Consider the following 24442-nt stretch of genomic DNA (forward strand, 5'->3'; position numbering starts at 1 on the left):
GGGCGGCGATGCCGTGCCGGAGACGAGGCAGTCGGCGGCATAATCGCCCCGTTAGAGAAGGGCTGCGAGGCGATCGCTGAAATAGCCCAGCACCACCGATCCCGGCCCCAGTCCGGCGACGGTCTGGCCGAAGGCGTGAAGCGCGGCGGCGGACGCCCGCATACTGGGTTCAACCAGCGACTGGGTGATGGTCATGATCGCGGGCGTAAACGCATAGAGCAAGGTCGTCGCGACGAAGAGAAAGGCGACCAGCCACCGCCAGTCCGATTGATGGATCGGCAGCAGATCAAAGGGCAGAGCCAGCCCCACCGCGATCGCGGGCGCCCAGCCGCCCCAGCGCATGTCCCGCCGGATCAGCCGTCCGATCAGATAGCCGCCGCTCACTTGTCCCGCCATCGTCGCGAGACTGAGGGACAGCGCGAACACCAGCCCCGCCTGCGCCAGCAGGAGATCGAAGCGGCGCATCAGCAAGGGAATGAGGAACAGGTTGGTGCCGAATCCGACCAGCCCCACAAAGCCGTTGACTAAGGTCAGGTGCAGGAAGGAAGGCGAACGGGCGAGTCGCCGCAGCACCATCGCGAAGGGGGCGTATCCGCACTCTGCCCGGCATCCTTCCGTTCAGGTTCGGGAATGGTTGCAAGCAGCAGTAGCGCCAGCAACAGTCCGGGCGCGCCCACCGCCACGAGCGCGAGCCGCCAACCAAATGCCTGCGCCACCGCGCCGCCCGCAATCGCAGCGATGGCGCCGCCCAGGGGCACGCCCATCGCAATCAGCGAAAAGACGACCGCGCGGCGCCCGGCATCGAACCGGTCGGAAATCATCGAAACAAGCGCCGGGGTAAAGCCCGCTTCCCCGACGCCGACGCCCATCCGGCAAAGCAGCAGTTGAACATGACTGCCGGCCGCGCCGGACAAGGCCGTCATCAGCGACCAGAGCATGGTCATCGCGGCGATGATCCGCACCCGGCTGTAGCGTTCGGCGAGCCGCGCCAGCGGGATGCCCAGCACGGCACAGAAGATCGAGAAGGCCAGGCCGCCGGGCATCCTGAGCTGAAGGTCTCTGAGGCGCAGGTCGTGGCGAATCGCCTCGCCGACCACGGCGATGATCGTGCGATTAATGAAATGGAAAATGTAATTCTCGCGCAGCAGCTGCAGGAACCATCTGTCATGGGGGGGACCCGCCTTCGCCTGTCATCGCCCATCCCCCCCGCCAACCGGCCTCTTCCTCTTGCACATGGGACAGATGGAACAGATTCTTTTCGATGTGTATCGGTTTCCCCTTGAAACCATCCTGGGACTGCGCCAACAGAACGGCATCTTCGACAAAGGAATATCAGCATATGAAGAAGATCATTCTTACGATCGCCGCTCTGGGCCTCACAGTTCCCGCCTTTGCCCAGGCGCCTGCTGTGGATCGCAATGATACGATTTACTCCGCCGATGGAACCAAGATCGGCAAGGTTGATCGCGTCGTCACCGCCGCCGACGGCGCGGTATCGGCCATTCGCATCATCTATCGCGGCAAATTCATCACCATCCCCGCCGCGACGCTGAGCGCCGGCGAAAAGGGCGTGACGACCACCATGTCGAATGCCGAACTGAAGAAGCTCTAATCCGCTGGCCCACGGTCTGGCAGGACCGTGGGCCATGGACCAGCGCCGCTCCTGCGCTTAAAGCGGACGGATGACGGCAGACCGGCAACCGCTTGCACGGATTTCGAGACGCGGCCGACCGCCGCAATCCGAGGGGCCTGCCCTTGATCGCGCGGCTCGTCGCCACGTTGCTGGACATGGCCCGGTCTGGCGGCATCGATGCGCTCAATATACGCCCTGTCGCACAGCGTTTGGGGGTGTCGCCGCGAATCCTCTACCACCATGTCCGCGACAAGGAGACGATGCTCGGTCTGCTGACCGACCCAATCCTTGATGGCCGGCTGCCCGACCTGTCGGCGCCCGATTGGAAAAGCCGCCTGCGCAGCATCGCCCGCTCGGTGCACAGGGCCTATCCGGATTTCCCTGGCTCTGCCGCCTTCATCCTGTCGCGCAGCGCCAATCGGCTGGAATTGCCCAATGCGCTGGCGATCCGGCGCGCCCTCCTCACCGCCTTTGAAGAGGCCGGGCTGACGCGCAGGCAAGGCGAAGAGATGCTCGTGATCTTTTCCGTTATCGTTTTTGGCAATGTCGTCGTGGCGGAAAGCCTGGAAGACCATCATGATCGGCTGGCGATGCAGCGCGATGTGGTGGAAGCCGCCTTCACCCGCGCCATCGACATGCTGCTAGACGCGATCCACGCCATCGCATAGCCTTCGCCCGATCGCCGGTCGACGCCCTGATCATAGGGGATGCGCAGCACGACATGATGATAGCCGTCGCCATGCCGGTCCAACATTTCGGTGAAGACCGAAGGCCCGTCATTGGTCTGCTGGAGCGATTCTATCAGCAGTCCACCGGAAAAACCGAACGCGACCTTCATGGCGACCTCCGTCGGTTCGCCCCGATAGATTTGCCCGGGCAGCACGAGCACATCGAACACGAACAACGGCCCGGCGCCCATGACGCGGGTCCAATGATCGAGGGCGCGGTTCATTCAGCCGGTTGGGTTCGGGATGACCCAGAAAATCATTTTTGAAACCCGACCAGAAAGCCACCCAGGCGGGCAGGTCGGCGATCATGGTCCGCGCGATCTCTTCCTCGCCGCGCGAGCGGTGGCCGGCTGGCGGATCGAGGCGGCGGACGCTGACCTGCGCGGGCGCCTGCCGCCAGTCGCGCTGGCCTTCGCGGGTATAGACCTGCATTCGCGCCCCCGGCTCGACCTCGGCAACGATGCTGAATTGCGGCGGATCGGCGGCAAAGCGGATGTCGACCCGTTCGATAAGACGCCGCGCCGAAACGCCGGATCGCGTTGCGCTCGGCAAGGCCCGGTCCCCTGTGGATGGCAGCTTCCTGACCGTCCGGGCTCATCGTTCCGACGCACAGGCAGTTGATCCTGCTGTGCGGCGCCAGCGTCTTGGCCAGCTCGCGCACCAGGAAAAGCAGCGCCGCCTTCGACACGCCATAGGCGACGGCCGGCGGGATCGGCTTGAAGCCGCCACAGCTCTGGACAGATATGATGTTGCCCTTGCCATTCGCCTTCATATCGGCTTCCGTCAGTTCTGTGCGGCGCCAGGTCGCCATGACGTTGACGTCCATCGCCGTCTTCCGGACCTCGTCGGTATTCGCCCACAGCCCGCCGTCCGCGGCATAGACCACGCCCGCCGCCGCATTGTTGAACAGGATATGGATGGGACCGAATGCTGCGCGCGCACCATCGACGAGCCGTTCAAGATCGGCCTTCTCGCCGGCGTCGGCGGCGATGGCCCGGCCGCCATCAGCCGCCTTGATCTTTGCAGCGATCCGGTCGTGCGAGCGGACTGACAGCACGACATTGGCGCCCAGGCCGGCACAGGCCTTGGCGACATGTTCGCCCACCCCCAGCCCTACCCCGGTCAATATGGCGGTGCGCCCGCGCCAGCCCCGCGCGCCAGGTATCGACCAACGACCGGCCGATGGCCTTCAGGTCGTTGGCCCCGCCCACCGCCGCCAAAAAGTCGGCTATCATGCTGGACAAGGAAGAGAGGGTCAGCACAGGGTCGCGGTGCGTCCACACCGGCATTGCGCCCGGATGGGCCTCTGCCAATCCCGGAAGATCCATCAGGTGCTGCGGCGCTTTCAGCGTCCATCATCCCCGTGGGCCCTTTCCCCTGGGAATGCTGGAGCATCCGCTTGTGGGTGCGATATTGTCCCTCCGGCAAAACCTCCTGCAGCCATCGGGCGAAGGCGGGCACGCCCAGTTCGGCCGGGAAATTGGTGTTGGCGAAATGCAGCATCATGCCGTGATTGCATTCGCCCGGCTGGGTGCAATCCATCCGCTGGATCTCGGCCAGTTGCGTCGCGAGCAGGCCGACGATCTTGCGATGCGCGGTTTCGCGCAACTGGGCGGGCGGGTCCATTGCCTCGACCGCATCGACCAGCCGGTGGAAAGCCGGTCATGAAAGACAGGTCTGGACCGAAGTCCTACAGTCCCGTCGCGGCGCGCGCTTCCGCGATCAGTGCATCGGCGGAAAGCGGCGTGCGCCCTGCGACAGCGCTGTTCATAAATGCGCTTAGAGCAGTCTTAGCCGCACAACTCGCCTCTCCATCACATTATTCCACACTGCATATTTATTGGATGAAGCAGCGATCAAGCGGGCATTGGGATCTGCCCTTAGAAAGCCGGTTTTAGGCGGCCTTATCTTCCACAGGCGTCAGATTTTTCATGAAGGCCACAAAATCGGGGCCGAATTCAGGAATGGGCAGCCCCAGCTTTTCGGCCAGATAGAGGGTCATGAAATTGTCGTTCAGCGATTTGTTGGTGGCGGGAATATTGCCGATGCCGACCTGCCGGTCAAAAGCGCCCACCACAACCAGCGCCATCCGAAGCGCCGCGACAATATCATAATAGTCGAGATGCTTTGCCTTGCGACCGCTCGCCGCTTCCCAGATGGCGATCGTCTCGTCCTTGCTCGGCAACCCTTCAAGACGGGTAACACCGAAGCGGCGACCGAACAGATCGTCGAAATAGAGCCACCAGGCAAGGTCCAACTCAGCCGGCCCCAGCGCCGCCAGTTCCCAGTCGATCAGCGCGTTCACCTGCCCATCAGCGGAAAACATGACGTTCGACGGGGTGGGATCGCCCCACAATACATTCACGCCCGCATCGCTGGGCATGTTGGCGCGCACATAGGCCATGGCCGTATCGACGATCGGCATGGCCCGGCCCCGTCCGGCCGCCTTATGCCATGCCTCCAGCGCGCCGACATATTGATCAAGGCCCGGCTGCCCGTTTTCCGGCTGGGCGAGAAATTCAAAACCGTCGCGCCAGTCGATCTTCGCAAGGCTGGCAAAGGCGTTGATGGCGTTGGTGAAGCTTTGCCGCCGCTGCGCCGGCGTCATCTCGACCAGCCAGCCTTCCAGATTATAGTTGGGCTTCTGCTTGGCGCATTCGCCGTCGACCTTGCCCATCACCAGGAATGGCAGGCCGAGGATATCGGGGTCGAGATGCATGCCGATCCACGGCGGGACGGGAAGGTCGCCGCGCGCATCGAGCGCCGCCATCATCTTGCCCTGCAGCGCCAGGCTGCTGCCGAACACCACTTCCAGGTCCATCGGCTGACGGCGAACCACGAGCGTCTGGCTCTGTGGGCCAGCCGGATCGACATAATCGACATCGACGAAAAAGATATCGGCCGAAAACCCCGCCCCCAGCGTCACATCGAGCGGACGGACGCGAATGTCACGCCATTCGGGCTTCTCGCCCGCCAGCCAATCCTGCAGCTGCACGGTGATGCGATCGGGGGTCAGCAATTCCATGTTTACAGCCCCTTCGCCGCCAGCGCGCGCTTCAGTTCGGCGGTGAGCGGCCCCATATCCTTGGGCGAGGAACCATGGAGCAGGATTTCATCGGCGCCGGCGTCCAGAAAGGCCATTAGCTGGTCGGCGCACTGGGCGGCGGTCCCCACGGCAGCGCCTTCATCCAGCCAATGCTGCGGAATGAGGCGGCTGACATCGACCAGTTCCTGCCGGGTATAGGCTTGATCCGCAGGCTTGCCGTTGAGGCCGGCGATCTTGGGATGGGCGCGGATTTCCTCCAGCACCTTCTTGTCCCAGCCATTGATGTCGACGATCAGGTCGCCAAAGCCGGGCAATTCGAAATAGGTGATGGCGCGGCCGCCGACGACGGCCTCCTCCTCATCCTTGGGCAGGTCCGGGGCGACGATGATATTGTGATAGATGCGCACGGACATGGGATCGCGCCCGGCCCTTTCAGCCGCGTCGCGCACGATTTTCGCGCTGTTCTTCACCCCCTGCGCCGACACGAAGGGATGCAGCAGCACGCCGTCGCAATGTTCGCCAGCAAATTCCAGGCTCTTCGGGCCGATCGCGGTAAAGATGATCGGCGGCGGCGTGCCACCATGGCGGTCGGTCAGGCTGATGGCGGGAAACTTGCCCAATATGCCTTCATAATCGACCTTTTCGCCCGCCCAGAGACGCCGACAGATCGAGATCAGGTCGGCCAGCCGCTCCATGGTGATCGGCGGCGAACCAAGCATCTTCATATAGGCGGGGACAGCCCGCGCTAACATCAGGCGAAAGCGCTCGCCGCTCATCGCCTGCATCATGTCGGCGACGCTGGCGGTGACAAGGGGATGGCGCATGGTCGCATACATGGTGCCGGTGATGCGTATCTTCGACGTGGCCTCCGCCACGGCGCCCGCCAGAACCGCCGGTTCCTTCAAGGCATAGCGCTCGGAAATCCAGACACAGCCAAGGCCGATGCGTTCCGCCTCCTTCGCCTCTTCGATGCCGCGCCGCGGATCGCTCACCCGGCCAGGCAGGATATAGGTGCCGAATTTATCGAACAGTGCCTGAGCACCCGGCTCCACCGCTTCCGTCATTCCCACGTCCTCTCAAAAGATAGGCCGCTGCATTGCCGTCGGGGCGATCGTCGGCAACCTGTCAAACGACAGGGTTGGGATGGACCTCGACATAGAGGCGCGTGAGCTTGAGCGCCGCGATTTTCCACTGTCCGTCCCGGCGCACATAGCGTTCGGTATAATGGCCGAAACCGGTGATCGAATGACCGCCGGGAATCGGGCATTTGCCCGGCGCCCAGACCACCCGGTCCTGCATCGCCGTGATCATGTCCGCCTCGTCGCCGCGCAGGTCGATCTCCGACGAGTGTATCTGATGCGCCGACCGTGCATCGATGACCGCGGAGCGCACCTGCTCCAATATGGCGGCATGCCCGCTCATCGGCGGGTTGCCGGTGTCCTCCTCCACATCCAGCACCGCATCGGGGGTGAAGAGAGAGAGGAAGCCGTCCCAATCCTTGGTATCGAGAAAGCGGCAATAGCGCGCCTTCACATTGCGGATCGCCTCATAGTCGATCAGCCTGGCCAGTTCGTCGCTCATCGCTACCTCCGTCACCAAATGATGCGCGTATGCGCCCGCAGTGTGCGTTCGCGGATCGCCTGCGCACGCGCGTCGGGCGTGACCAGCACAGTGTCGGCGGGCAGATGGCTGCGCACATCGGCCAGCTTGACCTTCTTCATCGTCGGCGTCGGCCGCTCGTCGGTGTTGAACCAGCGCCCCTGCACCGCGCCGCTGGCATAGCCGGATGTGTCCAGCCAGTTGTGGACGCCAGGATCGCGCGCCGAAATGACCGCGCGGAAATGGCCGTCGCCATCGAGCACGGCCTGCGCCGCATTGAGACTGGACTGGTTGTGATACCAGTCGGTCGTTTCATATAATTCATTGGTCAGGATCAGCGACCAATAGCCGACATCTTTGGGTATCTGAACTTCTGTGATCAGCGCTTCGTCATCGGCCAGTTCATAGGCGCCCTCATAATAGGACTGCCGGGCAAGACCGGTCATCTGCGAGAAGTCGACCACTTTCAGCGTATTGATCAGCCCCTCGTCGCGCAGCTTTTGCACCTTGTCGGGAAAGGCCAGCGCACAGACTGCCGCGGTGGCGGGGATTTCGGCAAAGCGATGCGCCAGTTGCTCCAGCGTGGGACGTCCCTTGGCGGCATGATCGGCGTCCAGGCGCACGATCCCGAAGCGCGGCTCGCGCTCCACGCCCCAGTCGCAGGCGACAATACGAACCATCAGCTTCTCGGTCGCCGGCTTCAATTCCCACCAGTCGCCCTCATGCCCGGCGGGCCGGGTCGGCGAAAGGATGACATCGAAAGTACCGTCGGCGCCGATATGCAGATCGTCGAAATCATTGGCGTCCTGTGCAGGGTGATGCTGGCCGGTCCGCAACGTGTCCGGGCCGAGTTGCGCCAGGATCATCATCCGCGTCGTGCCGCGATCGCCCCGGATGCGGTAGGTTCCGCCCTTTTCGATCAGCGCCGCCTTGTAGATGGTGTCCGCATTGGGCTGAAAGATATTCTGGCAGATATTGAGTTCGGGCACAAAGATCGGATGACTGCGGTCATGCATGATCGCGTCGTTGGCGGTCCGCAACACGCCCGACAGCAGCAGCCGCATGGATTCCTGCATGACGTGCGGATCGCTGCGCAGTCTTTCGGGAATGCGATCGCGCATCAACTGGCCCAGCGGCCTCAGCCGGTCGAGCAGCTCTTCCCACTCGAAAATGCCCTTGTCGATCATCTTACTCTCCACGATATTTTCCCGGTTGAAGACCGCAGCCCCCGCTTTCCCGCCCGAAAGCAGGAGACCGGCCATCATAGCGGGCACGCCCGCGCAGATTTCCCGCCTAGTCGGTGACAAGCAGAGACCTAAGCGCCGCGCGCCGATTGGCGTCGATGCCTCCCGCTTCGAAATAGCCTTCGATCCCGCCCCAGCGCGTGGCGATCATATCGAGCGCGCTCGCCAGGAAATCATCTTGAACGCCGATCAGCACGGCCACCATTTCGTCGGGCGGCACGAAACCGAAAGTCTTTTGCAGATCGTTCGAAAGATGACCCGACATACGCAGATTCTGGCCGAAGACATCCGACTTGCGATAGTCCTCCATGATCACGGGGCGGGGCACGGCGAGCAGGTCGAGGAACAGCGCGATGACCACCCCGGTCCGATCCTTGCCCGCGGTGCAATGGACCAGCATCGGCGTAGCCTGCGCCAGCAGCGCATCGACCATCCGCGACAGATGAGGCAGGAAGGCCTGCGGCATGAGGCCATAATTGTGCGTCATCACCTCGACGGCGCGCGCCGCGGTCGGCTCGCGACCGAGCGACACCCACATATCCTCCCCCTGCGCGCGCAGATCGGTATTCATGTCGAGGTCGAGCATCCGGCAATCCGGGCCGCACCAGCGATGCGGCGCAGCATCCCGCTCGATTGTGGAACGAAGGTCCGCCACCGAGCGGAAGCCCAGGTCCGACAATTCCGCGTGATGATCATCGAAAAAGCTGGCCGGGCCTTCGGACCGGAACAGAATGCCGGATCGGAGCTGGCCGCCGGCTGCGGTCGGCAAGCCGCCGATGTCGCGGAAATTGAGGCGGGACAGGGCAATCGTCATGCATTTAGTCCTTCACGGGCGGATAGCTGGGGACAACGACGCGCATCTGCGCCAGAAGGTCTGGCGACATCCAGACATGTTCGACATAATGGCCCAGCGTCGCACGCTCGTCAGTATATATATAGCGCAACATATCGCCCAGCCCGCCTTCGAACACGACAGGGTGACGCGCCAGATCGAGCGAGGCGACATGGGCGTCCCAATGGGTAAGCGGTCCATCTATCCGGGTCGCAACATGATGGAAACGAATGGCCAGTTCGTCGCCTCCGGGCAGAAAATCGCTGAACAGGGGCGCCGTGTCGCCCACAGGTTCGATCAGTTCGATCTCGACGCCGCCGACCACCGCAAGCGCGATCTTGAGCACCGGCCTGCCCGTCGGATCTTCTCCGGGCTGAATGTTCGTCAATTCGAAGAAGCCCGGCGTGTCATAGGCCTCCTTGAGCGCGGCCATCGCCGCTTGCAGATCGTTGGTGACATAAGCGACCTGGCAATGCTGGCTGTTGGGCCGGGCAAACATGCGCATCTCCTGCTGTTATCGGTATTCAGACCGTGAAAATCCCGCGCCGCACTTGCCGCTCGGTCAGTTGGCGAACATTTTGCCGCCGTCCACCACCAACGTGTCGCCGCTGTGGTAAGCGGCCATGTCGCTTGCGAGATAGACGACCGCGCCTTCCAGATCGGCCGGCTTGCCCGCCCGGCCGAGCGGCGCCTTCGCGGCGACCATGTCCGCGATCATCCTGCCGACCTCCGGATCGGCAAATGTCATTTCCGTCTCGATGAAGCCCGGCGCGATGACGTTGCAACGCACGCCGATCGGACCGAGTTCGGCCGCCAGCGCCTTGGCCAGGGCATTGAGCGCACCCTTGGCAATGCCGTAATGGGCCATGGTCGGCACGCCCTGAAAGATCGAGCCGCTGCCGCAGATGATCAGCGAACCGCCCGGATCGCCAGCCTCGGCGCGCGCCTTCATGTGCCGCGCGCCCTCCCGCAGGGTGAAGACCGCGCCATCGAGATTGACGTCGATCAGCTTGCGATAAGTGGCGACGTCCATATCGGTGAAGGCCACCTGGCTGGCGATGCCGGCATTGGCGACGACCGTGTCGATCCGGCCCATGGCATCGAGGGCGCGCGCAAAGCCGGCGACAATCGCCGGCTCGCTGGATACGTCGACGACATCGGCGAACACCCGCACCCCATGCGCGCGCAACGCGGCGGCCGCTTCTTCATTCTTGTCGGCGCGACGCCCCCAGAGAATGACGTCGCTGCCGGCGCGAGCCAGGCCGCGGGCAAAGCCGAAACCGAGCCCCGAATTGGCGCCCGTGACCAAAGCCACCTTGCCGCTGAGATCGAACAGATTTTCCGGCACGTCCATTCTCCCGATGACCGCTCGAACAGGGGCGGCGCTTTGGCCCGACATTGCTGGCGACCAGGCCGATGGACAAGCAAACCCAGTTTCGCAATCGCGCCAATGCCATCGCGAAACGGCCCTGCCCCCAGTGCATCGCGCCCTCGCGAAATTGCCGGGGCGTCAGTCCTGTCACCCTGCGGAAGTCCGCCGAAAAGGCGGCTGCGCTGTCGAAACCGCAATCCCAGGCGATGACCTTGATCGCGGGGCTGGCCTGGCGCTGCAACTGCTTTGCCCGTTCGATCTTGCGGTCGGCGACGTAGCGGGCCAGCGTCCGCCCGGTCGCGACCTTGAACTGCCGGAAGAAATGTCGGATGGAAAGACAGGGCTGGGCCATCTCCACGGCGATGCGGCGCAGCCCTTCGCGCACGGCGGGGCTGCGCACGTCGAGCGAGGCCTGCAAGACGTCGCTCGACAGGTCCGGCCCATCATGATCGAAGCCCATTCCGTCAAAGCCGCTGCATATGGCAGCATATGGATGTCTGCTCGCCCTCGCCCCATTCGGTATGCAATTCGCGTCGCGCCGGAACAAACAGCACGTCGCCCAGGGTGCGGCCGCTGCCCTTTTCCATCCCGCCATAGCCGCCGAAGGGATGTCCCAGGCGAGGAGACAGCGCAAGATCGAGAAAGCTGCCCGGCGAAGAAAAAACTCCGCCCTGCTGTCCGCGGAAGCTGTAACGATGCAATTCCATCACCACGCCGGGCAGCGCGATCCCGCCCCGGACCGTTCGTTCCATCGTCGGTGTGACGGGCAGATCATAGACCTGGGAAACAGGGTTCGTCCGACCTCTCCGAACAGTTTCGCCTGCCGCGACGCCATGGCTGGACGGCATGGCGCTTTTGCGGGGCATTTGGCGCAGCGGCGATGGCTGGGCGCCTTGCGGAGGAGCAGGTCCGCGCTTTTAGATGGCGCATCGAAAAGAGGAGAGAGCCATGGGCAGTGCCGTGCAGGAAGAGGCCGCGCGCCGCAACATCATCGACATTACCGACCTGCACCACCCCGTGCTGACCGACATGCAGAAGCAGGTGTTGGCCGGGGCGGAGGCTGCGGCGGATCAGATCGTTCTGAAGCCCGCGGTTATCCTGGCCGCGGCGCAGGCGCAAACCGGACTGTCGGATTTTGGCGCGGAGGATTTTCACGAGCGGCTGGCCGTCTGGTGCCAGGCGGTGGACGAGGATGCGAACGCTTCGGCGGTCACGCGCGCCAACCTGTTCCAGATGATGATCCGTCTCGCCGCGACCCGTCTGCGGATCGAGGACATGGTGAAGCGCCACCCGGAGATATTGGACATACAAATCGACCGGCCGATCATCGTCGCGGGCCTTCCCCGATCGGGCACGACGCATCTGCTCGGTTTGCTGTCAGCCGATCGTCGCTTCCGCTCGCTGCCCTGGTGGGAAGCGATCGCGCCCGTTCCCGCCCCGGACGAAACCCCGACCGACGAGGACAGCAATCCGCGCTGGACCAAGGCGGAACAGGGCTGGCGGATGATGGAATCCATCCTGCCCTATATGGCGATCATGCACGAATTTTCGCCCGATCATATCAGCGAGGATATCGAGCTTCAGGCCGTCGATTTCTCCTCCTATCTGATCGAATGGCTGGCGCATGTGCCGCGCTGGCGCGACTATTATCTGACCCACGACCAGACGGGCACCTATGCCTATCTGAAAAAGGGTCTCCAGGTCCTGACCTTCCTGAAAGGACCAAATCGCTGGGTCATCAAATGCCCTCAGCATATGGAACAGTTACCCGCCCTCTATAAGACATTTCCCGACGCCACCTTCGTCCTCACCCACCGCGATCCGGTCGGATCGATCCGGTCGCAGCTCACCATGTACAGCTATGCGGCGCGGATGTTGCGCAAGACGATCGATATTCAGGAGCCGCTCGGCTACTGGCCCGACCGCTATGAGAAGCTTCTTCGCGCCTGCGTGCGGGATCGCGACATTCTGCCTCCCGACCAGACGATCGACGTCTATTTTCATGACTGGATCAAAAATCCCGATCCGATCCTGAAGGAGATTTATCGCATTGCCGACATACCGCTGACCGATGAGGCTCTGGCCGATCTGCACAGCTATCTGGCCGAGCATGGCGAGCAGGCCAAAGGCAAGATCGTCTATGATCTGGAACGCGATTTTCATGTGACCGGAGAGGAATTGCGCCGCCCCTTCGCTTTCTATTTTGACCGGTTCCCGGTGCAGATCGAGGTCAAATAGGCCTGTCCCACCACCTGCCTTCGGACAGGATGGAAATCTGCGCCAGCCGATTAGCTCGACGCACTGCCTTCGATCAGAACAGGGGAGCTTCATGCCCGAATTGAATGTCATTACCCGTGACGGCGCACAGCAGACGATCAATGCATCCGCCGACGTTTCGGTAATGGAAGCCATACGCGATGCCGGTTTCGATGAGTTGCTGGCGCTGTGTGGCGGCTGCTGTTCCTGCGCGACATGCCATGTCTATGTCGACCCGGCCTTCGCGCAGTCCCTGCCCCCGGTGTCGGACGACGAAAGCGACCTGCTGGATGGATCGCCGCACCGCAACGACTATTCGCGCCTGTCCTGTCAGGTGATGATGTCGGACGCGCTGTCGGGCCTCACGGTCACCATCGCCCCTGAAGACTGAACTTAATGCCCATCCTGAATGAACGAGAGAGGACCGTCGTGGCCTGGAAAGAAGATATTCGTGAACAGCTTGACGTGTCGGATTCGACCGTCCTGACCGACAAGCAGAAGCAGATGGTCAAGCATTGGACCGACTTGCAGGAAACCCTGAACGCCGGCGATTTTGACGGTATGGATCGGTTTTTCCATCCCGATTTCCGATATGGCAACCCCAACCGGCCGGATCTGGGCACCTATGAACAGTGGAAGACGTCGCCGGTCGCTCTTTACAAGACCTTCTTCCCCGCCGCCTACAAGACCATCGACGCGGTCGGCAAGGGCGACGACGAGATCTGGATCTACGCCACCCACTACTGCAAGCATGTCGGCGGTCCCTATATGGGCGTGCAGCCGACCGGCAACGAGTTTCAGGTCAACTGGTTCTCGATCGTCAAGTTCAAGGACGACAAGATCGTCAGCATTTTCAGCATTTCCGACGTGCTGACCATGTTGAAGGATATCGGCGTGGTGGAAGTTCCCCAGCCTGTCGATCCCTACAAGTAAGCAGATGCGTCGCTGCCCTTCTTCCGCTTCAGTCAGGCGACCGGCGGCAGGAGGGCGGCGAGCAGGAAAGTGGCCAGCCGGTCAGCATGTTCGACGGCATCGGCGTCATCCACCTCCTGCCCCGCGCCCAGCCGTCCCTGCATCGGCACGGCGCAGAAATACTAGCCGCCCCCCCGCACCAGCAACGCCATCAGGGCGGCCGTCGACAAGCCATGCACCGGCCGCTGGAGCCGCATTACGTCGAGCAGGCTGTCGAGCCGCCGCTGGAACGGCGGCACGAAATGTTCGACAATATGGTCAAGGCGCCAGGTCGAACGGCAACCCTCCATATTGGTCATCGAAACAATGTCGCCATTGTCCATCGCCCAGAGGCAGAAACGCTGGATCAGATGGCGCAACCGCACCGCCGGATCGGCCGGTTCGTCAAAGGCGGCTTCGACAACGGGCGAGGCCTGCGCCATGCGCCAGTCGACCGCACCTATCCAAAAAATCCTCCTTCCGTCCAAACCGGACGTTCAGGAGATTGTGGCTGACCCCAAGCCGCTTAGACAGATCGCGTAGCGTCGTACCCTCATAGCCGCGTTCCGCGAAGGTCGCGAAAGCCAGGCCCAGCAACTTGTCCTCGTCCACGGCCCGGGCGGCATTGAGCGCGGGCCGACCGCCTGTGCGCTGGGGACGATCAAGCATCAGCAAGTCCATAGCAAAAAAGGTTGACAGATAAATTGTCATTCGTCAATTTAATTGAAAGGAGAGTGGATAGCGCTATGAGTCTTGATTCTGATCTTTGGTGGGCGGTCGCACGGTCCGAGGAAGTGACCTCCCAGAAGCCGCTGTCCTTGGATATCGGCGATCAGCCGGTCGTGCTCTGGCGCGACAATCAGGGCATCGCCCGCGCGCTGGAGGATCGCTGCCCGCATCGTCGCGCGCCGCTGTCGCTTGGCTGCATCCGGGACAATGGCCAGATTCAGTGCGGCTATCATGGCTGGAGCTATGACGGCGAGACAGGTCGCCTCAAAGAAATCCCGAACATGAAGGATCAGCAGAAATTCCCGCCGATCTACAAAGCCAATGCCTTTGCGGTGTCCGAACAGCCCGGTTTCGTGCGCGTTTGCCTGAACCCCAAGGCGCAGGCGCCGCTCAACGCCGACCCGAAATATACCTATGTCGGCACCGTCAACGTCAGTTGCAGCCATCAGGAATATCTGAACGCGCTCTATGACGATCCGGGCCTGATCCTGTCGATCCGCGGCGTCCGCTTCAGCCCCTATCTGATGTCGGAACTGCACGAGGAAAACGGCATGCTGGTGATGGAGCGCAACTGCCAGTGGCATCCGCTGCATTGGCCATCGCATTTCGTGGCCGAATTTCCGCTCACCCTGCTGACGCGCACCCATCCGCTGACCGGCGAAACGCAACTAACGCTGCGCGACGACCAGTTCCACGATCTGCTCTACGCCGTCCTCTCGCCCGTGCCTTCGGCGCGGGGGGTGACCGCCGTCCGCTGGCGGGCCGAGCTGGGCGTGCGCCATCCGGGCGTGCGCGGCGCCGTGCTGCGCGGGATCAATCCGCTGTCGGTGCATGCTTCGGTCGACGGATCGAAATTGCGCGCCACCAAGCCCACCGTCTCGCTGCATGGCGAGGATTTGCGCAAGGTGATGCTGGAAACCACGCCCGCGACCCATGATCAGACCGTAGCGGCCTGAAGGAGGATTTGAAGATGCTCGAAACCGCCGATCGTCCCGTTTCGCACGACGACAGTTCCGCCGCGTCGTCGGGCCACAGCCCGGTTGCGCTGAATGCCATCAATCGCTGGGTGCCGCATAATCTGGTGATGCGCGACAGCTGGTTTCCGGTCGCGCATGATTATTCCGTGACCGGCAAACCGGTCCGGCGCGCGATCTATTCACACCCCATCTTCCTGTGGCGCGACAATGGCGTCGTCGTTGCGAGCGAATTTCATCCCAATGAACGGATCGCCCGCGACAAGAGCGAATTCACCAACACCCAGGGCCGCTATCCGGTGATGGAGCATTATGGCGTGGTCTGGATATGGTTCGGCAATCCGCTGGCCGCCGATCCGCGCCATTTGCCCAGCCTGCCCTTCCTCCCGCCCAAGGGCGGCCTGCCGCGCCACATGACCGCGACCGTCCGCTTCGAGAGCGCGGCGCCGATCAGCCTGGAAAACCTTATCGACCTGACCCATGCCGACTTCCTGCACGCTGACGTCGTCGGCGACGAACGGTCGGACAGCGAGACGGTGGAGACCTTTTACGACAGCGAGACTGTCACGATGGTCCGCACCTGCGTCAACAAGTCGGTCGCGCCGGTGATGAAGTTCTTCAGCGGCATCAAGCAGCCGACCCAGAATGTGCGGCAGGTGATCCGCATCTATCTGCGCTCGCACTGCGCCATCGCCTATGGCCGGTTCAGCCCCGGCGACGACGTGCCGCTGTTCCACCCCTGCACGCCCGAAACGCGGGACCGCACGCGGATGGAAATGGTGATGAACACATCCAATGCCGGTCTGATGTTCCGCCATGTCATGCCCAAGGCGGGTTACAAGGTTTCGCGGCAGGACAGCTACATGACATCCCCGCAAAGCCCCCGCTATATGCGCCATACCGACCGCAAGGACCTGCACAGCAAGTTCGACCAGGCCGGGCAGCGTTATCGCATGGCGATGATGGAACTGGCCGACCGGCAGGCGAACGGCGATTTTGCCTATCGTGACAATGTGAGCGCCGATTGCAGCGACATTATCGGCCTGCGCAAGGAACTGTTCCGCTTCTGATTTAATCTCCCCCCATGGGCCGACGGCGGCGAACGCCGCTGATGGGCGATCATGCCGACCCTGCCCGCCCCCACCCTGGCGGGCGCCGGCCAGCAGATGGAAAAGGCGGGCTTTGAAGGCTGCTTTTCGCTGCAGATTTACGAGGCCGCCATTCGCGCCGATGGCCGCTACCGCCGCGCTGACCAACGCTTAAGGTCGGCGCCGGCGTGGCGATTGCGGGCACGCGCAGCCCGGTAGAGACAGCCTATGTGGCGATGGACGTCGATCGTCGCATTTCCAATGGCCGTTTCGTGCTCGGGCTGGGCTCCAGCATCAAGAGTTGCGTAACGGGCCTGTATGGCGAGCCGGAACGCAAGCTGCTGTCGCACCTGCGCGAAAGCGTCAAGGTGATGCGCTATGTCATCGCCAATGCGCACAAGGGTCTCGATCCAGTCGCGGGGGAATATTTCTCCGCCGATTTCGAGGAAATGATGCTGACCGCCCCGCCAGTGCGGGAGGACATCCCGATCTGGATCGCAGCGCTGCAGGAAAAGATGACAGCGCTGGCGCTGGAGATTGGCGATGGCATGAGGGTCCATGCCCTCTGGTCGACCGTCTATACCAGGAGCCGCCTGCCCTTCATCACTGACACGCTGGCGAAATATGGCCGCAAGCGCGAGGATATCGAGATCAACGCCTGGCGGTGGATCGCGGTCAATGACGACAAGCAGAGGGCGATCGACGACAGCCGCGCCACGGTTGCGGCCTATTCGGGCTACAAGGAATATGAACCCTTCTTCGAGGCGATCGGCTTTGGCGATCAGGCCCGCGCCTGCCAGCTCAGCCTGGCCGAACATGGCGACATTGCCAAGGTGATCGGCAATGTATCCGACGAGATGGTCGAAGCCTTCGTGACCTGCGGCCCGGTGGACGAGGTTCTCGAAAAGATCGAGCCGTTCTGGGATGTGGTGGACTCGCTCTGCCCGATGACGCCCTATCGGGACCTCACCATGGGCAGCTGACCGAGTATAATGCGGGCCTGTTTAAACTGGTGGCGACCGCCCGGGCGCGCGCAGGCATGGTTTCCGAACCGGCATAGCGGCGCGGTATTTCAGCGTTTCCACCCCATCCCAGAAGGATCAGGCCGAAACGGCAGACTCCGCCATCGTCTTGCCCGCGATGAAACCCGTCACCATGGCCGGGCCGACATTGCAGCCATGGGCCGGCGATTTGCCCCGCCAGATGGAATTGGCGTCGAGCCCCGCCGCAAACAGCCCACCCACCGGCGCGCCATCCGTGCCGATAACACGGCACTGGGCGTCGATCTTAAGGCCCACTGTCGTCGACCCGTCGCCCGGATAGATTTTTATGGCATAGAAGGGCGCCGTCTCCACCCGGCCCAGGCACGGGTTGGGCTTATGCTTGGGATCGCCGATCTCGATGTCGATCTGCGTATCGCCCTTGCCGAAATCCGGATCCTTGCCGGTTTCGGCATAGCGGTTCATCTTCGCGACCGTCTCCATCAGGCCATCGGCATCGACGCCGATCTTCGCGGCCAGCTCGCGCAGGCTGGGCGCCTCTGTGACATAGCCAGCCGCGATCAGCTTCTTGAGGCCGCCACCGCCAGGATACACCATGCCCATGCCATATTTCTTGATGAAGGCGGCGTCGCCGATGATGTGGGCGGGCACGGCGCCACTCTTGTGCATGGCTTCCACAAAGTGGACCGAGGCTTCATTCCCGAACCGCTCACCCTTCGCATCGACCGCGATGCAACCGGGCTTAGACATGTCGATCAGATGGGCGTAGCGCGCGACATAGCCATCCGGCCGCGTCATCTTGGACACCACGGCCCAGACGGCATTGACCAGATTGTCCCCGGCGAGCGACGCGCCGGCTTCCAGCCCCATATTCATCCCGTCGCCGGTATTTTCATAGGGCAGGATCGAGACATGCTCCTCGGCATAGGGGATATAGGCCTTGCGCAACTGTTCGTTGGCGGAAAAACCGCCCGACGCCAGCAGGACGCCCAGCTTCGCCGCAATGTCCTCCCCATTGACGCGCACGCCAGTCACCCGGCCGTCCCTCACCAGCAGCCTGTCGACGGCAGCGTCCTTGCGGAGCGTGACGCCGGCATCGATAGCCGACCGCATCAGCCGCGCCGCCAGCGCATTGCCCATGGTCAGCCGCGTGCCGCGCGGATAGCGGCGGACCTTGTCCATGCCGAACTTCGCGGCCAGCTTGCCGAAATGGAACAGCGACTTGGGCGAGGGCATTTGCGCCAGATAGGGAAGATCGAACAGATCGATCATGAAGCCGCCCGGCGCGTTGAACTCCTCGCGCGCGGGGCGCAGTTCGGCGAAATGATCCCCCAATTTCTTGCCGTCATATTCCTGCGGTGAGAGCAGCCGGCCATGATCGGCCGCGCCGGGAACTTCCGGATACCAGTCGCTGCTGGGCGGCGAGAGCAGGAAATGCACCTGGCTGTTCTTGTCCAGCCATTCCACCATTTCCGGACCAGCGTCGAGATAGGCGTCGATCAGCGCGGGATCGGCCGTCGGTCCGATCACGTCCAGCACATATTGGCGCGCCACGGCGCGGCTGTCATCAACACCCGCTGCCCTCGCCTGCGGGCTGTCGGGGATCCAGATGCCGCCGCCCGACACCGATGTCGTGCCGCCGAAATGTTCGGCCTTTTCCAGCACGAGAACCGACAATCCGCCAGAGGCGGCCCGGATCGCCGCCGTCATGCCTGCAGCGCCCGATCCTACCACTACAACATCATATTGGGCCATCATGTCCTCCCGATCCTTCTTTCGATAACCATTGGGAAAGAGCGCAGCCGTCTGCGCCTTTCCCCCGGCAGGTTTCAGATTTTGGGCATGATTTCCTCGGCCACCCACTGGAGCCGATCGAGATATTCAGTGAGGCCGGATATTCCCGGCGGTAGCGGCACGATGGTTTCGTTGACCCCCAGTTGCTTCAGCCAGCCCACCTGATCGATAACCTTTTGCGCATCCCGCGTTCCGGGCGCGCGCGGGTCGTCCATGATCTCGTGATGGGCGCCGACATTGAGCATTTCGAGCGCAAAGAACAGATCGATGGGTCGTCCGTCATATTCGGGCTGTGAACGGATAAAATCGAGACATTCGGGGAATTTTTCCGGCGGCGTGCGGAAAGGCGACCATCCGTCGCCGAATTTCGCCACGCGCTTGAGCACCGGTTCGGCGTCGCCCCCGAGCCAGATCGGCAAGCGCGGTTGCTGCACCGGCTTGGGTGCGAAACCGACATTCCGGAACTGCACGAATTCCCCTTCGAATTCGGGCTTTTCGGACGTCCACAGTTCGATGATCGCGGCAACATATTCATCGGCCATGCGTCCGCGCTTGTGAAAATCGACATTCAGCATGTCGAACTCCTCCTTCAGCCAGCCGACCCCGAACAGGGCCGTGGCCCGCCCGCCGCTCAGCCAGTCGAGGGTCGACCAAGCCTTGGCCTGGACGATCGGGCTCTGGAGCGGCAGGATCGACACAGAAGAGCTGAGCTTCATTGTCTGGGTGCGGCCGGCCAGGAAAGACAGGGCGACCGTGCCATGCACATAATGGTCTCCCGACAGGCCAATATGTTCCTGCGGGATGATGAAATGTTCGCCCAACATGCATTTGTTGAAGCCCAGCCTGTCGGCCGTCGCCATCGCCCGTCCGATATCGTCGCCGGTCAGGCTATATTCCCAGGCCTGCGTCATCGCCGCGACATGCATGCTGTTGGGCACGCCCACGTTCAGTTTCATCGACCGATCCTCCCCGATTTTCAGATTAGCGGGCAGGATGGCCGGGATCGTATCGACCACACCTTCCCTTGGGAAGGATAGGGCGGGTCGAGACTTCGTTAGCGCCCCGCCGAAAGCAGATAACGAAGCGGGGCCGGATCACCCGGCCCGACCTCTTCCAGTTCGGTCAACGATGGTCTCGAAAAAGATATGAACCTCATGCCTCGGGCGGGATCAAATCGCCTGTGATGCGAATGCCCGCGCCGTCAACCTTGTAGGTCTTGTTCATGAAGATGAGGATCGACGTCAGCGCCTCGGCCGCGGCCGAGTTCACCAGCGCGCCGCCGTGCAGCCCCCTCAATCCCATGGCGTCGGCCAGCGCCACGATGCGACCCCGGGCATCCTTGTCGTCGCCAAAGACCAGCACGTCGCAGCCGACATCAATGTCTTTGGCCAGCTTGTGCGCGGCGACATTGTGGAATGCGGACACAAGCGTCACGCCCTCTCCCAGAACCGCCTGCGCCTTTTGCGCGGCGGAGCCTTCATCGGGCAACTGGACCCGCATCACCTTGGGCGGAACGAGGGGAACGGTCGTATCCACGACCAGTTTGCCGACGACATGCGGCGCGATGTCGCGGAGCGTCGTTTCCTGCGCGGCGAAGGGCACCGTCACGATGACGATGTCGGCATGCGCGACGACATCCACATTGGCGCCGCCCCGCAGGCCATGCCCCAGTTCGGCGGCGGCCTTTTCGGCGCTTTCCGCGCTACGCGATCCGATCGTCACGGGATAGCCGGCGCGCGCCAGTCGCCAGGCGATGGCAGCGCCAAGGTTACCGGTGCCGCCGACGACGGCAATGGCGGGAAGAGTCATATATTGTCCTTCAGTTACGCTCGCGAGCGATATGGCAGATGGTTCAGGATAGTCCAGCCAGGGCGGCGCGCCGCGGCCTAACCGGTTCGTAAAGGGTCGTGCGTTGCCGCACAGGGCGCCCGACGGATGCCGCCAGAGCCTGCATTTCCCTGGGACCGAATTCCTGTCCGTTGACGCCGCCGGCGGCCCGGGTGATCGATTCGTCCATCAACGTGCCGCCCATGTCATTGGCGCCCGCATTCAGGATCGCCGCGGCGCCTTCCGGCCCCATCTTCACCCAGGACACCTGGATATTGGGGATCACCGGATGGAGCACGATGCGCGCCACGGCGTGCATCAACACCGCTTCGCGATAGCTGGGCCCCGATCGCGCCAGCCCTTTGCGCCATATCGGCGATTCCATATGGACGAAAGGCAGGGGCACGAATTCGGTGAAGCCGCCCGTCTCTTCCTGCAATCCGCGAATGCGCAGCAGATGGCGCGCCCAATGCCTATATTCCTCGACATGGCCGAACATGATGGTGGCCGTGCTGCGCAGGCCCACGCCGTGCGCCACGCGCATCACCTCGATCCATTCGTCCGCTGTCACCTTGTCCGGGCAGATGATGTCGCGAACTTGCGGGTCGAGTATCTCCGCCGCCGTGCCGGGCAGGGTGGACAGCCCAGCCTCCTTCAGCCGCGCCAGATAATCCTCGAGCGGCAGGCCAAGCGTGCGCGCGCCATGCGTCACCTCCAGCGGCGAAAAGGCATGGATATGGATATCCGGCGCGGCCGCGCGCACGGTCTTGAGGACATTGAGATAGGTATGCCCATCATAATCGGGATGAATCCCGCCCTGAAGGCAGACTTCGGTCGCGCCCCGATCCCAGGCTTCGGCCGCACGGCGTCCGACCTCTTCCATGTCCAGCCTGTAGGCCGGACCGCGCATGGCCCTGGTGCTGCCCTTGGAAAAGGCGCAGAAGCCGCATTTATAAAGGCAGATATTGGTGTAATTGATGTTGCGGTTGACGGCATAGGTCAGCGTGTCGCCCACGGCTTGCCGCCTCAGCCGGTCCGCCCGGTCCACGATGGCGGCAAGATCATGCTGGTCGGCGTCGAACAGGGCGACGATGTCCGCCTGGCTCAGCCGTTCGCCATCCTCCGCGGCGTCAAGGATCGACAGGATTGATCGGCAGGCGGGAGCGCGCTCAACCGGCATGATGTCGGGCGCGGGATCGCCATGCCCCGCGGACCATTCGTCCACCTTTGGCAAACCCCGTCCGTCGATGGCGCGCAGGATGTGGGTGGCGATGGCTGGCGCAGCCCAATCCCGCGCAGCAAGGGCATGACGCGGGCCGATGGCAAGCCGCTGCATCAACATCCGGCCTGCGGCTTTGGTGGCGTCGGCCAATATCTCCAGATGCGGCCAGGGCGCCTCCGGATTCACATGGTCGGGCGTCACGGGCGACACCCCCCCCCAGTCATTGACGCCCGCACGGATCAGCGGCGCCAGATCCACCCGGTCGTGGAGGTTCGGCGGCGCCTGGATCGTCATTTGCGGCCCCAGGATGATCCGCGCGGCGGCGATGGCCCAGAGATGATCGTCGAGCGACGGTTCGGCATGATCCGCCATGCGCGTCCCCGGCTTTGCCCGGAAATTCTGGATGATGACTTCCTGAATATGGCCGTAGCGGCGATGCAGATCGCGAATGGCGACCAGCGCCTCCACCTGTTCGTCGCGTGTTTCGCCGATACCGATCAGCAGGCCGGTGGTGAACGGCACGCGCGCGCGCCCGGCCTCCTCGATGGCGGCCAATCGCAGGGCCGGTTGCTTGTCGGGCGAGCCGAAATGCGGGCCGCCGCGCGCGCACAGGCGATCCGAGCTGCTTTCCAGCATGATGCCCATGGAGGCGGCGTGCGGCCGCAACTGCGCATAATCATCGCCATTCATCAGACCGGGATTGAGGTGCGGCAACAAGCCCGTCTCGCGGAACACCAGTTCGGCCATTTCGGCCAGATAGGACAGGGTCGAATCATGTCCGAGCGCCGCGAGCGCTTCGCGTGCGGCGGCATAGCGGGCTTCGGGCCGGTCGCCGAGCGTGAACAGCGCTTCCCGGCAACCGGCCGCCGCGCCGGCGCGGGCGATGGCCAGAACCTCGTCCCTGCTCAGATAGGCGTCGCCCGCGCGGGCAGGCGTGGTGGCGAAGGTGCAATAGTGGCACACATCGCGGCACAATTTGGTGAGGGGGATGAACACCTTGCGGGAATAGGTCACGCGATGGCCATGCCCGGCCACCGTCATCGCTTCCGCCGCCGCCATCATGTCGCCAAGGGACCGGGATTTCAGCACCGTCGCGATGCCCGCTGCTTCGTCTTCACTCAGGTGCAGTAGATCCAGTATCACATCAAACTCCGCGCTCGGGCAAGCCCGCGAATGGTGTCTAGCGGCGCGGCGTGCCCCGGCAAGGCCGCGATGAATGTGGAGACGCCCATCGCCACCAGGCGCCTTAGCATGTCTACGGCAGCGGCCTCGGGACCCGCCAGCGTATCGAAGTCCGACAGAAATTCGGTCAGCCCCAATTCCTCCATCAGGGCCACATTCCTGCCGCCCACGACCACATGCTCGGTCGGATCATAGCGAGCGTGCAATGCGTCGATCTTGCCGCGAAACTGCGTCGGAACGCGCGCCAGGGTTTCGGGCGTGCGGAAAGCCATGCCGTTGACTACGATGAACGCCTTGAGATCGTCAATAGCCTCGGCCCGTGTGGGACGGATCGAGGCGAAGGAGACGACCCAGATATCGATCGACAGGGGATCGCGGCCCGCCGCCTGCGCCGCGGCCCGGACGGTATCGATCCGGCTCTTGAGCGCGTCCAGATGGCGTTCCCCCGCGAACAATATGACACCGTCGGCCTGCTCGCCCGCCAGCGCCAGCGCCTTGGGGCCGAAGGCGGAATAATAGATCGGTATCGGGCGGGCGAAACGGAGCGGCTTGATCTGCGCCCCGTCCATCTGCGTAGGCCGTCCGGCGAACAGGTCGCGCAGCGCCGCCAGTTCCGCGCGAATTTCTCGTTGCCTGGCGGGCGGACGGCCGATGGCCATGACCGAGCTGCCGCCCGTCGCCAGGCCCAGCGTCACGCGGCCGCCGGAGAGATCGTCAATGGTGCAGAGGGCGGAGGCCGTCACCAGCGGATGCCGCATGAAGGGCGAGGTGACCAGCGGCGCCAGGGTCGCGTTGGGAGCTTCAAGAGCGGCGAGGGTCAACGACACATAGAGTTCGTGCCAACCCGCAGGCGAATCGCCCACGCTGATCAGATCGAAACCGAGATCGGCGGCGAGACGGACTTCTTCCCGAAATCCGTCCAGCCTGTCTCCCCACATGCTGCATATGCCGAGCTTCATGGTCT

At 63.1% G+C, this 24442-nt stretch carries 30 protein-coding genes and 1 pseudogene; 10 read left to right on the top strand and 21 right to left on the bottom strand.

Going from position 1 to position 24442, the window contains the following annotated elements:
* Window positions 1–51: 51 nt before the first annotated feature.
* Both GGR44_RS17080 and GGR44_RS17085 read right to left on the bottom strand, forming a co-directional pair.
* Entirely contained in the window at window positions 52–576 is a 525-nt protein-coding gene (locus GGR44_RS17080; protein WP_281374209.1) for an MFS transporter, read from the bottom strand.
* Window positions 531–1097, bottom strand: coding sequence for an MFS transporter (locus tag GGR44_RS17085; RefSeq protein ID WP_343052308.1), 567 nt, complete (start codon window positions 1095–1097; stop codon window positions 531–533). Before GGR44_RS17085 ends, GGR44_RS17080 begins: the two co-directional genes overlap by 46 nt.
* A gap of 242 nt (window positions 1098–1339) precedes the next feature.
* On the opposite strand from GGR44_RS17085, the gene GGR44_RS08035 reads away from it, so the two are divergent.
* Together GGR44_RS08035 and GGR44_RS08040 are read left to right on the top strand one after the other, a co-directional pair.
* Window positions 1340–1612, top strand: a complete 273-nt coding sequence (locus tag GGR44_RS08035; protein WP_183955058.1) for a PRC-barrel domain-containing protein — start codon at window positions 1340–1342, stop codon at window positions 1610–1612.
* 143 nt (window positions 1613–1755) lie between these two features.
* Window positions 1756–2301, top strand: a complete 546-nt coding sequence (locus GGR44_RS08040; protein ID WP_246344386.1) for a TetR/AcrR family transcriptional regulator — start codon at window positions 1756–1758, stop codon at window positions 2299–2301.
* On the opposite strand, the gene GGR44_RS08045 is transcribed toward GGR44_RS08040, so the two are convergent.
* The 3 genes and pseudogenes from GGR44_RS08045 to GGR44_RS16855 all read right to left on the bottom strand — a co-directional run.
* Window positions 2208–2585, bottom strand: a complete 378-nt coding sequence (locus GGR44_RS08045; protein WP_183955059.1) for a VOC family protein — start codon at window positions 2583–2585, stop codon at window positions 2208–2210. The two genes, GGR44_RS08040 and GGR44_RS08045, sit on opposite strands and share 94 nt — an antisense overlap.
* Before the next feature lie 32 nt (window positions 2586–2617).
* Window positions 2618–3487 (bottom strand): SDR family NAD(P)-dependent oxidoreductase, encoded by an 870-nt coding sequence (locus tag GGR44_RS08050; protein ID WP_246344388.1) that lies wholly within the window; start codon window positions 3485–3487, stop codon window positions 2618–2620.
* A gap of 52 nt (window positions 3488–3539) precedes the next feature.
* Window positions 3540–3689 (bottom strand): annotated as a pseudogene (locus GGR44_RS16855) (sulfotransferase family protein); the annotation flags it as partial.
* Window positions 3690–3855: 166 nt separating this feature from the next.
* On the opposite strand from GGR44_RS16855, the gene GGR44_RS16860 reads away from it, so the two are divergent.
* Window positions 3856–4029, top strand: coding sequence for a hypothetical protein (locus GGR44_RS16860; RefSeq protein WP_246344390.1), 174 nt, complete (start codon window positions 3856–3858; stop codon window positions 4027–4029).
* Window positions 4030–4255: 226 nt separating this feature from the next.
* On the opposite strand, the gene GGR44_RS08060 is transcribed toward GGR44_RS16860, so the two are convergent.
* From GGR44_RS08060 to GGR44_RS16870, 9 genes are all read right to left on the bottom strand, one after another.
* Window positions 4256–5386 (bottom strand): phosphotransferase family protein, encoded by a 1131-nt coding sequence (locus tag GGR44_RS08060; protein WP_183955060.1) that lies wholly within the window; start codon window positions 5384–5386, stop codon window positions 4256–4258.
* Between the two features lie 2 nt (window positions 5387–5388).
* The gene (locus tag GGR44_RS08065; protein WP_183955061.1) at window positions 5389–6471 is read right to left on the bottom strand and encodes a TIGR03857 family LLM class F420-dependent oxidoreductase; all 1083 of its coding nucleotides are present in this window, start codon (window positions 6469–6471) and stop codon (window positions 5389–5391) included.
* A 61-nt stretch (window positions 6472–6532) separates the two neighbouring features.
* The gene (locus GGR44_RS08070) at window positions 6533–6988 is read right to left on the bottom strand and encodes a nuclear transport factor 2 family protein (protein ID WP_183955062.1); all 456 of its coding nucleotides are present in this window, start codon (window positions 6986–6988) and stop codon (window positions 6533–6535) included.
* Window positions 6989–6999: 11 nt separating this feature from the next.
* Window positions 7000–8271, bottom strand: a complete 1272-nt coding sequence (locus GGR44_RS08075; RefSeq protein ID WP_246344391.1) for a DUF1214 domain-containing protein — start codon at window positions 8269–8271, stop codon at window positions 7000–7002.
* A gap of 28 nt (window positions 8272–8299) precedes the next feature.
* Window positions 8300–9064: a tyrosine-protein phosphatase gene (locus tag GGR44_RS08080; RefSeq protein ID WP_183955063.1), complete on the bottom strand. Its 765-nt coding sequence runs from the start codon at window positions 9062–9064 to the stop codon at window positions 8300–8302.
* A 4-nt stretch (window positions 9065–9068) separates the two neighbouring features.
* Window positions 9069–9581, bottom strand: coding sequence for a VOC family protein (locus tag GGR44_RS08085; RefSeq protein WP_183955064.1), 513 nt, complete (start codon window positions 9579–9581; stop codon window positions 9069–9071).
* 63 nt (window positions 9582–9644) lie between these two features.
* A complete protein-coding gene (locus tag GGR44_RS08090) occupies window positions 9645–10397 on the bottom strand; it encodes an SDR family NAD(P)-dependent oxidoreductase (protein ID WP_343052309.1) in 753 nt (250 codons plus the stop codon).
* Entirely contained in the window at window positions 10288–10914 is a 627-nt protein-coding gene (locus tag GGR44_RS16865; protein WP_246344392.1) for a helix-turn-helix transcriptional regulator, read from the bottom strand. The genes GGR44_RS08090 and GGR44_RS16865 overlap by 110 nt, the downstream gene beginning before the upstream one ends.
* A 4-nt stretch (window positions 10915–10918) precedes the next feature.
* Window positions 10919–11320: a hypothetical protein gene (locus GGR44_RS16870; protein ID WP_246344395.1), complete on the bottom strand. Its 402-nt coding sequence runs from the start codon at window positions 11318–11320 to the stop codon at window positions 10919–10921.
* A gap of 82 nt (window positions 11321–11402) precedes the next feature.
* Between GGR44_RS16870 and GGR44_RS08100 the strand changes: the two genes are divergently transcribed.
* The 3 genes from GGR44_RS08100 to GGR44_RS08110 all read left to right on the top strand — a co-directional run bounded on the left by GGR44_RS08100 (window position 11403) and on the right by GGR44_RS08110 (window position 13643).
* Complete coding sequence (locus GGR44_RS08100) at window positions 11403–12692, top strand: sulfotransferase family protein (RefSeq protein ID WP_183955066.1); 1290 nt, start codon at window positions 11403–11405, stop codon at window positions 12690–12692.
* 91 nt (window positions 12693–12783) lie between these two features.
* Window positions 12784–13101 (top strand): 2Fe-2S iron-sulfur cluster-binding protein, encoded by a 318-nt coding sequence (locus tag GGR44_RS08105; protein WP_183955067.1) that lies wholly within the window; start codon window positions 12784–12786, stop codon window positions 13099–13101.
* Window positions 13102–13139: 38 nt separating this feature from the next.
* Window positions 13140–13643: an ester cyclase gene (locus tag GGR44_RS08110; protein WP_017180948.1), complete on the top strand. Its 504-nt coding sequence runs from the start codon at window positions 13140–13142 to the stop codon at window positions 13641–13643.
* 161 nt (window positions 13644–13804) lie between these two features.
* Here the strand turns inward: GGR44_RS08110 and GGR44_RS16875 are convergent, their stop codons facing one another.
* Both GGR44_RS16875 and GGR44_RS16880 read right to left on the bottom strand, forming a co-directional pair.
* Window positions 13805–14104 carry a hypothetical protein gene (locus tag GGR44_RS16875; protein ID WP_246344397.1) on the bottom strand — a complete coding sequence of 100 codons (300 nt, stop codon included), beginning with the start codon at window positions 14102–14104 and terminating at the stop codon, window positions 13805–13807.
* The gene (locus GGR44_RS16880; RefSeq protein WP_343052310.1) at window positions 14067–14372 is read right to left on the bottom strand and encodes a helix-turn-helix domain-containing protein; all 306 of its coding nucleotides are present in this window, start codon (window positions 14370–14372) and stop codon (window positions 14067–14069) included. The genes GGR44_RS16875 and GGR44_RS16880 overlap by 38 nt, the downstream gene beginning before the upstream one ends.
* A gap of 35 nt (window positions 14373–14407) precedes the next feature.
* Here GGR44_RS16880 and GGR44_RS08120 point away from each other — a divergent pair, with 35 nt between their 5' ends.
* From GGR44_RS08120 to GGR44_RS08130, 4 genes are read left to right on the top strand one after another with little or no spacing between them, the layout of a single operon-like run.
* Window positions 14408–15346 carry a Rieske (2Fe-2S) protein gene (locus GGR44_RS08120; protein WP_183955068.1) on the top strand — a complete coding sequence of 313 codons (939 nt, stop codon included), beginning with the start codon at window positions 14408–14410 and terminating at the stop codon, window positions 15344–15346.
* 14 nt (window positions 15347–15360) lie between these two features.
* Window positions 15361–16434: an aromatic ring-hydroxylating oxygenase subunit alpha gene (locus tag GGR44_RS08125; protein WP_183955069.1), complete on the top strand. Its 1074-nt coding sequence runs from the start codon at window positions 15361–15363 to the stop codon at window positions 16432–16434.
* 51 nt (window positions 16435–16485) lie between these two features.
* Window positions 16486–16671: a hypothetical protein gene (locus GGR44_RS16885; protein WP_246344399.1), complete on the top strand. Its 186-nt coding sequence runs from the start codon at window positions 16486–16488 to the stop codon at window positions 16669–16671.
* Window positions 16641–17435, top strand: coding sequence for an LLM class flavin-dependent oxidoreductase (locus tag GGR44_RS08130; RefSeq protein WP_343052311.1), 795 nt, complete (start codon window positions 16641–16643; stop codon window positions 17433–17435). The genes GGR44_RS16885 and GGR44_RS08130 overlap by 31 nt, the downstream gene beginning before the upstream one ends.
* A gap of 117 nt (window positions 17436–17552) precedes the next feature.
* On the opposite strand, the gene GGR44_RS08135 is transcribed toward GGR44_RS08130, so the two are convergent.
* From GGR44_RS08135 to GGR44_RS08155, 5 genes are all read right to left on the bottom strand, one after another.
* The gene (locus tag GGR44_RS08135) at window positions 17553–19211 is read right to left on the bottom strand and encodes an FAD-dependent oxidoreductase (protein ID WP_246344401.1); all 1659 of its coding nucleotides are present in this window, start codon (window positions 19209–19211) and stop codon (window positions 17553–17555) included.
* A 71-nt stretch (window positions 19212–19282) separates the two neighbouring features.
* Window positions 19283–20203 carry a TIGR03619 family F420-dependent LLM class oxidoreductase gene (locus tag GGR44_RS08140; protein ID WP_183955070.1) on the bottom strand — a complete coding sequence of 307 codons (921 nt, stop codon included), beginning with the start codon at window positions 20201–20203 and terminating at the stop codon, window positions 19283–19285.
* 196 nt (window positions 20204–20399) lie between these two features.
* Window positions 20400–21056 carry an NADPH-dependent F420 reductase gene (gene npdG, locus GGR44_RS08145; RefSeq protein WP_183955071.1) on the bottom strand — a complete coding sequence of 219 codons (657 nt, stop codon included), beginning with the start codon at window positions 21054–21056 and terminating at the stop codon, window positions 20400–20402.
* Window positions 21057–21099: 43 nt separating this feature from the next.
* On the bottom strand, window positions 21100–23439 hold the full coding sequence (gene cofH, locus GGR44_RS08150) for a 5-amino-6-(D-ribitylamino)uracil--L-tyrosine 4-hydroxyphenyl transferase CofH (RefSeq protein ID WP_183955072.1): 2340 nt from the start codon (window positions 23437–23439) through the stop codon (window positions 21100–21102).
* Window positions 23436–24437 carry an LLM class flavin-dependent oxidoreductase gene (locus GGR44_RS08155; RefSeq protein WP_183955073.1) on the bottom strand — a complete coding sequence of 334 codons (1002 nt, stop codon included), beginning with the start codon at window positions 24435–24437 and terminating at the stop codon, window positions 23436–23438. The genes cofH and GGR44_RS08155 overlap by 4 nt, the downstream gene beginning before the upstream one ends.
* Window positions 24438–24442 lie beyond the last annotated feature (5 nt).

It is taken from the genome of Sphingobium fontiphilum (assembly GCF_014196635.1).
GTDB lineage: Bacteria > Pseudomonadota > Alphaproteobacteria > Sphingomonadales > Sphingomonadaceae > Sphingobium > Sphingobium fontiphilum.

What these genes read in the sequence shown, in the direction of transcription:
- GGR44_RS08085 (WP_183955064.1), bottom strand. Translation starts at nt 9,581, where the DNA reads ATGTTTGCCCGGCCCAACAGCCAGCATTGCCAGGTCGCTTATGTCACC.
- GGR44_RS08135 (WP_246344401.1), bottom strand. Translation starts at nt 19,211, where the DNA reads ATGATGGCCCAATATGATGTTGTAGTGGTAGGATCGGGCGCTGCAGGC.
- GGR44_RS16860 (WP_246344390.1), top strand. Translation starts at nt 3,856, where the DNA reads ATGCAGCATCATGCCGTGATTGCATTCGCCCGGCTGGGTGCAATCCAT.
- GGR44_RS16865 (WP_246344392.1), bottom strand. Translation starts at nt 10,914, where the DNA reads ATGGGCTTCGATCATGATGGGCCGGACCTGTCGAGCGACGTCTTGCAG.
- npdG (WP_183955071.1), bottom strand. Translation starts at nt 21,056, where the DNA reads ATGACTCTTCCCGCCATTGCCGTCGTCGGCGGCACCGGTAACCTTGGC.
- GGR44_RS08035 (WP_183955058.1), top strand. Translation starts at nt 1,340, where the DNA reads ATGAAGAAGATCATTCTTACGATCGCCGCTCTGGGCCTCACAGTTCCC.
- GGR44_RS08065 (WP_183955061.1), bottom strand. Translation starts at nt 6,471, where the DNA reads ATGACGGAAGCGGTGGAGCCGGGTGCTCAGGCACTGTTCGATAAATTC.
- GGR44_RS08105 (WP_183955067.1), top strand. Translation starts at nt 12,784, where the DNA reads ATGCCCGAATTGAATGTCATTACCCGTGACGGCGCACAGCAGACGATC.
- GGR44_RS08070 (WP_183955062.1), bottom strand. Translation starts at nt 6,988, where the DNA reads ATGAGCGACGAACTGGCCAGGCTGATCGACTATGAGGCGATCCGCAAT.
- GGR44_RS16880 (WP_343052310.1), bottom strand. Translation starts at nt 14,372, where the DNA reads ATGACAATTTATCTGTCAACCTTTTTTGCTATGGACTTGCTGATGCTT.
- GGR44_RS08045 (WP_183955059.1), bottom strand. Translation starts at nt 2,585, where the DNA reads ATGAACCGCGCCCTCGATCATTGGACCCGCGTCATGGGCGCCGGGCCG.
- GGR44_RS08140 (WP_183955070.1), bottom strand. Translation starts at nt 20,203, where the DNA reads ATGAAACTGAACGTGGGCGTGCCCAACAGCATGCATGTCGCGGCGATG.
- GGR44_RS08075 (WP_246344391.1), bottom strand. Translation starts at nt 8,271, where the DNA reads ATGATGGCCGGTCTCCTGCTTTCGGGCGGGAAAGCGGGGGCTGCGGTC.
- GGR44_RS08120 (WP_183955068.1), top strand. Translation starts at nt 14,408, where the DNA reads ATGAGTCTTGATTCTGATCTTTGGTGGGCGGTCGCACGGTCCGAGGAA.
- GGR44_RS08080 (WP_183955063.1), bottom strand. Translation starts at nt 9,064, where the DNA reads ATGACGATTGCCCTGTCCCGCCTCAATTTCCGCGACATCGGCGGCTTG.
- GGR44_RS16885 (WP_246344399.1), top strand. Translation starts at nt 16,486, where the DNA reads ATGCCGACCCTGCCCGCCCCCACCCTGGCGGGCGCCGGCCAGCAGATG.
- GGR44_RS08100 (WP_183955066.1), top strand. Translation starts at nt 11,403, where the DNA reads ATGGGCAGTGCCGTGCAGGAAGAGGCCGCGCGCCGCAACATCATCGAC.
- GGR44_RS08060 (WP_183955060.1), bottom strand. Translation starts at nt 5,386, where the DNA reads ATGGAATTGCTGACCCCCGATCGCATCACCGTGCAGCTGCAGGATTGG.
- GGR44_RS08125 (WP_183955069.1), top strand. Translation starts at nt 15,361, where the DNA reads ATGCTCGAAACCGCCGATCGTCCCGTTTCGCACGACGACAGTTCCGCC.
- GGR44_RS16875 (WP_246344397.1), bottom strand. Translation starts at nt 14,104, where the DNA reads ATGGCGCAGGCCTCGCCCGTTGTCGAAGCCGCCTTTGACGAACCGGCC.
- GGR44_RS17080 (WP_281374209.1), bottom strand. Translation starts at nt 576, where the DNA reads ATGGTGCTGCGGCGACTCGCCCGTTCGCCTTCCTTCCTGCACCTGACC.
- GGR44_RS08155 (WP_183955073.1), bottom strand. Translation starts at nt 24,437, where the DNA reads ATGAAGCTCGGCATATGCAGCATGTGGGGAGACAGGCTGGACGGATTT.
- GGR44_RS16870 (WP_246344395.1), bottom strand. Translation starts at nt 11,320, where the DNA reads ATGCCCCGCAAAAGCGCCATGCCGTCCAGCCATGGCGTCGCGGCAGGC.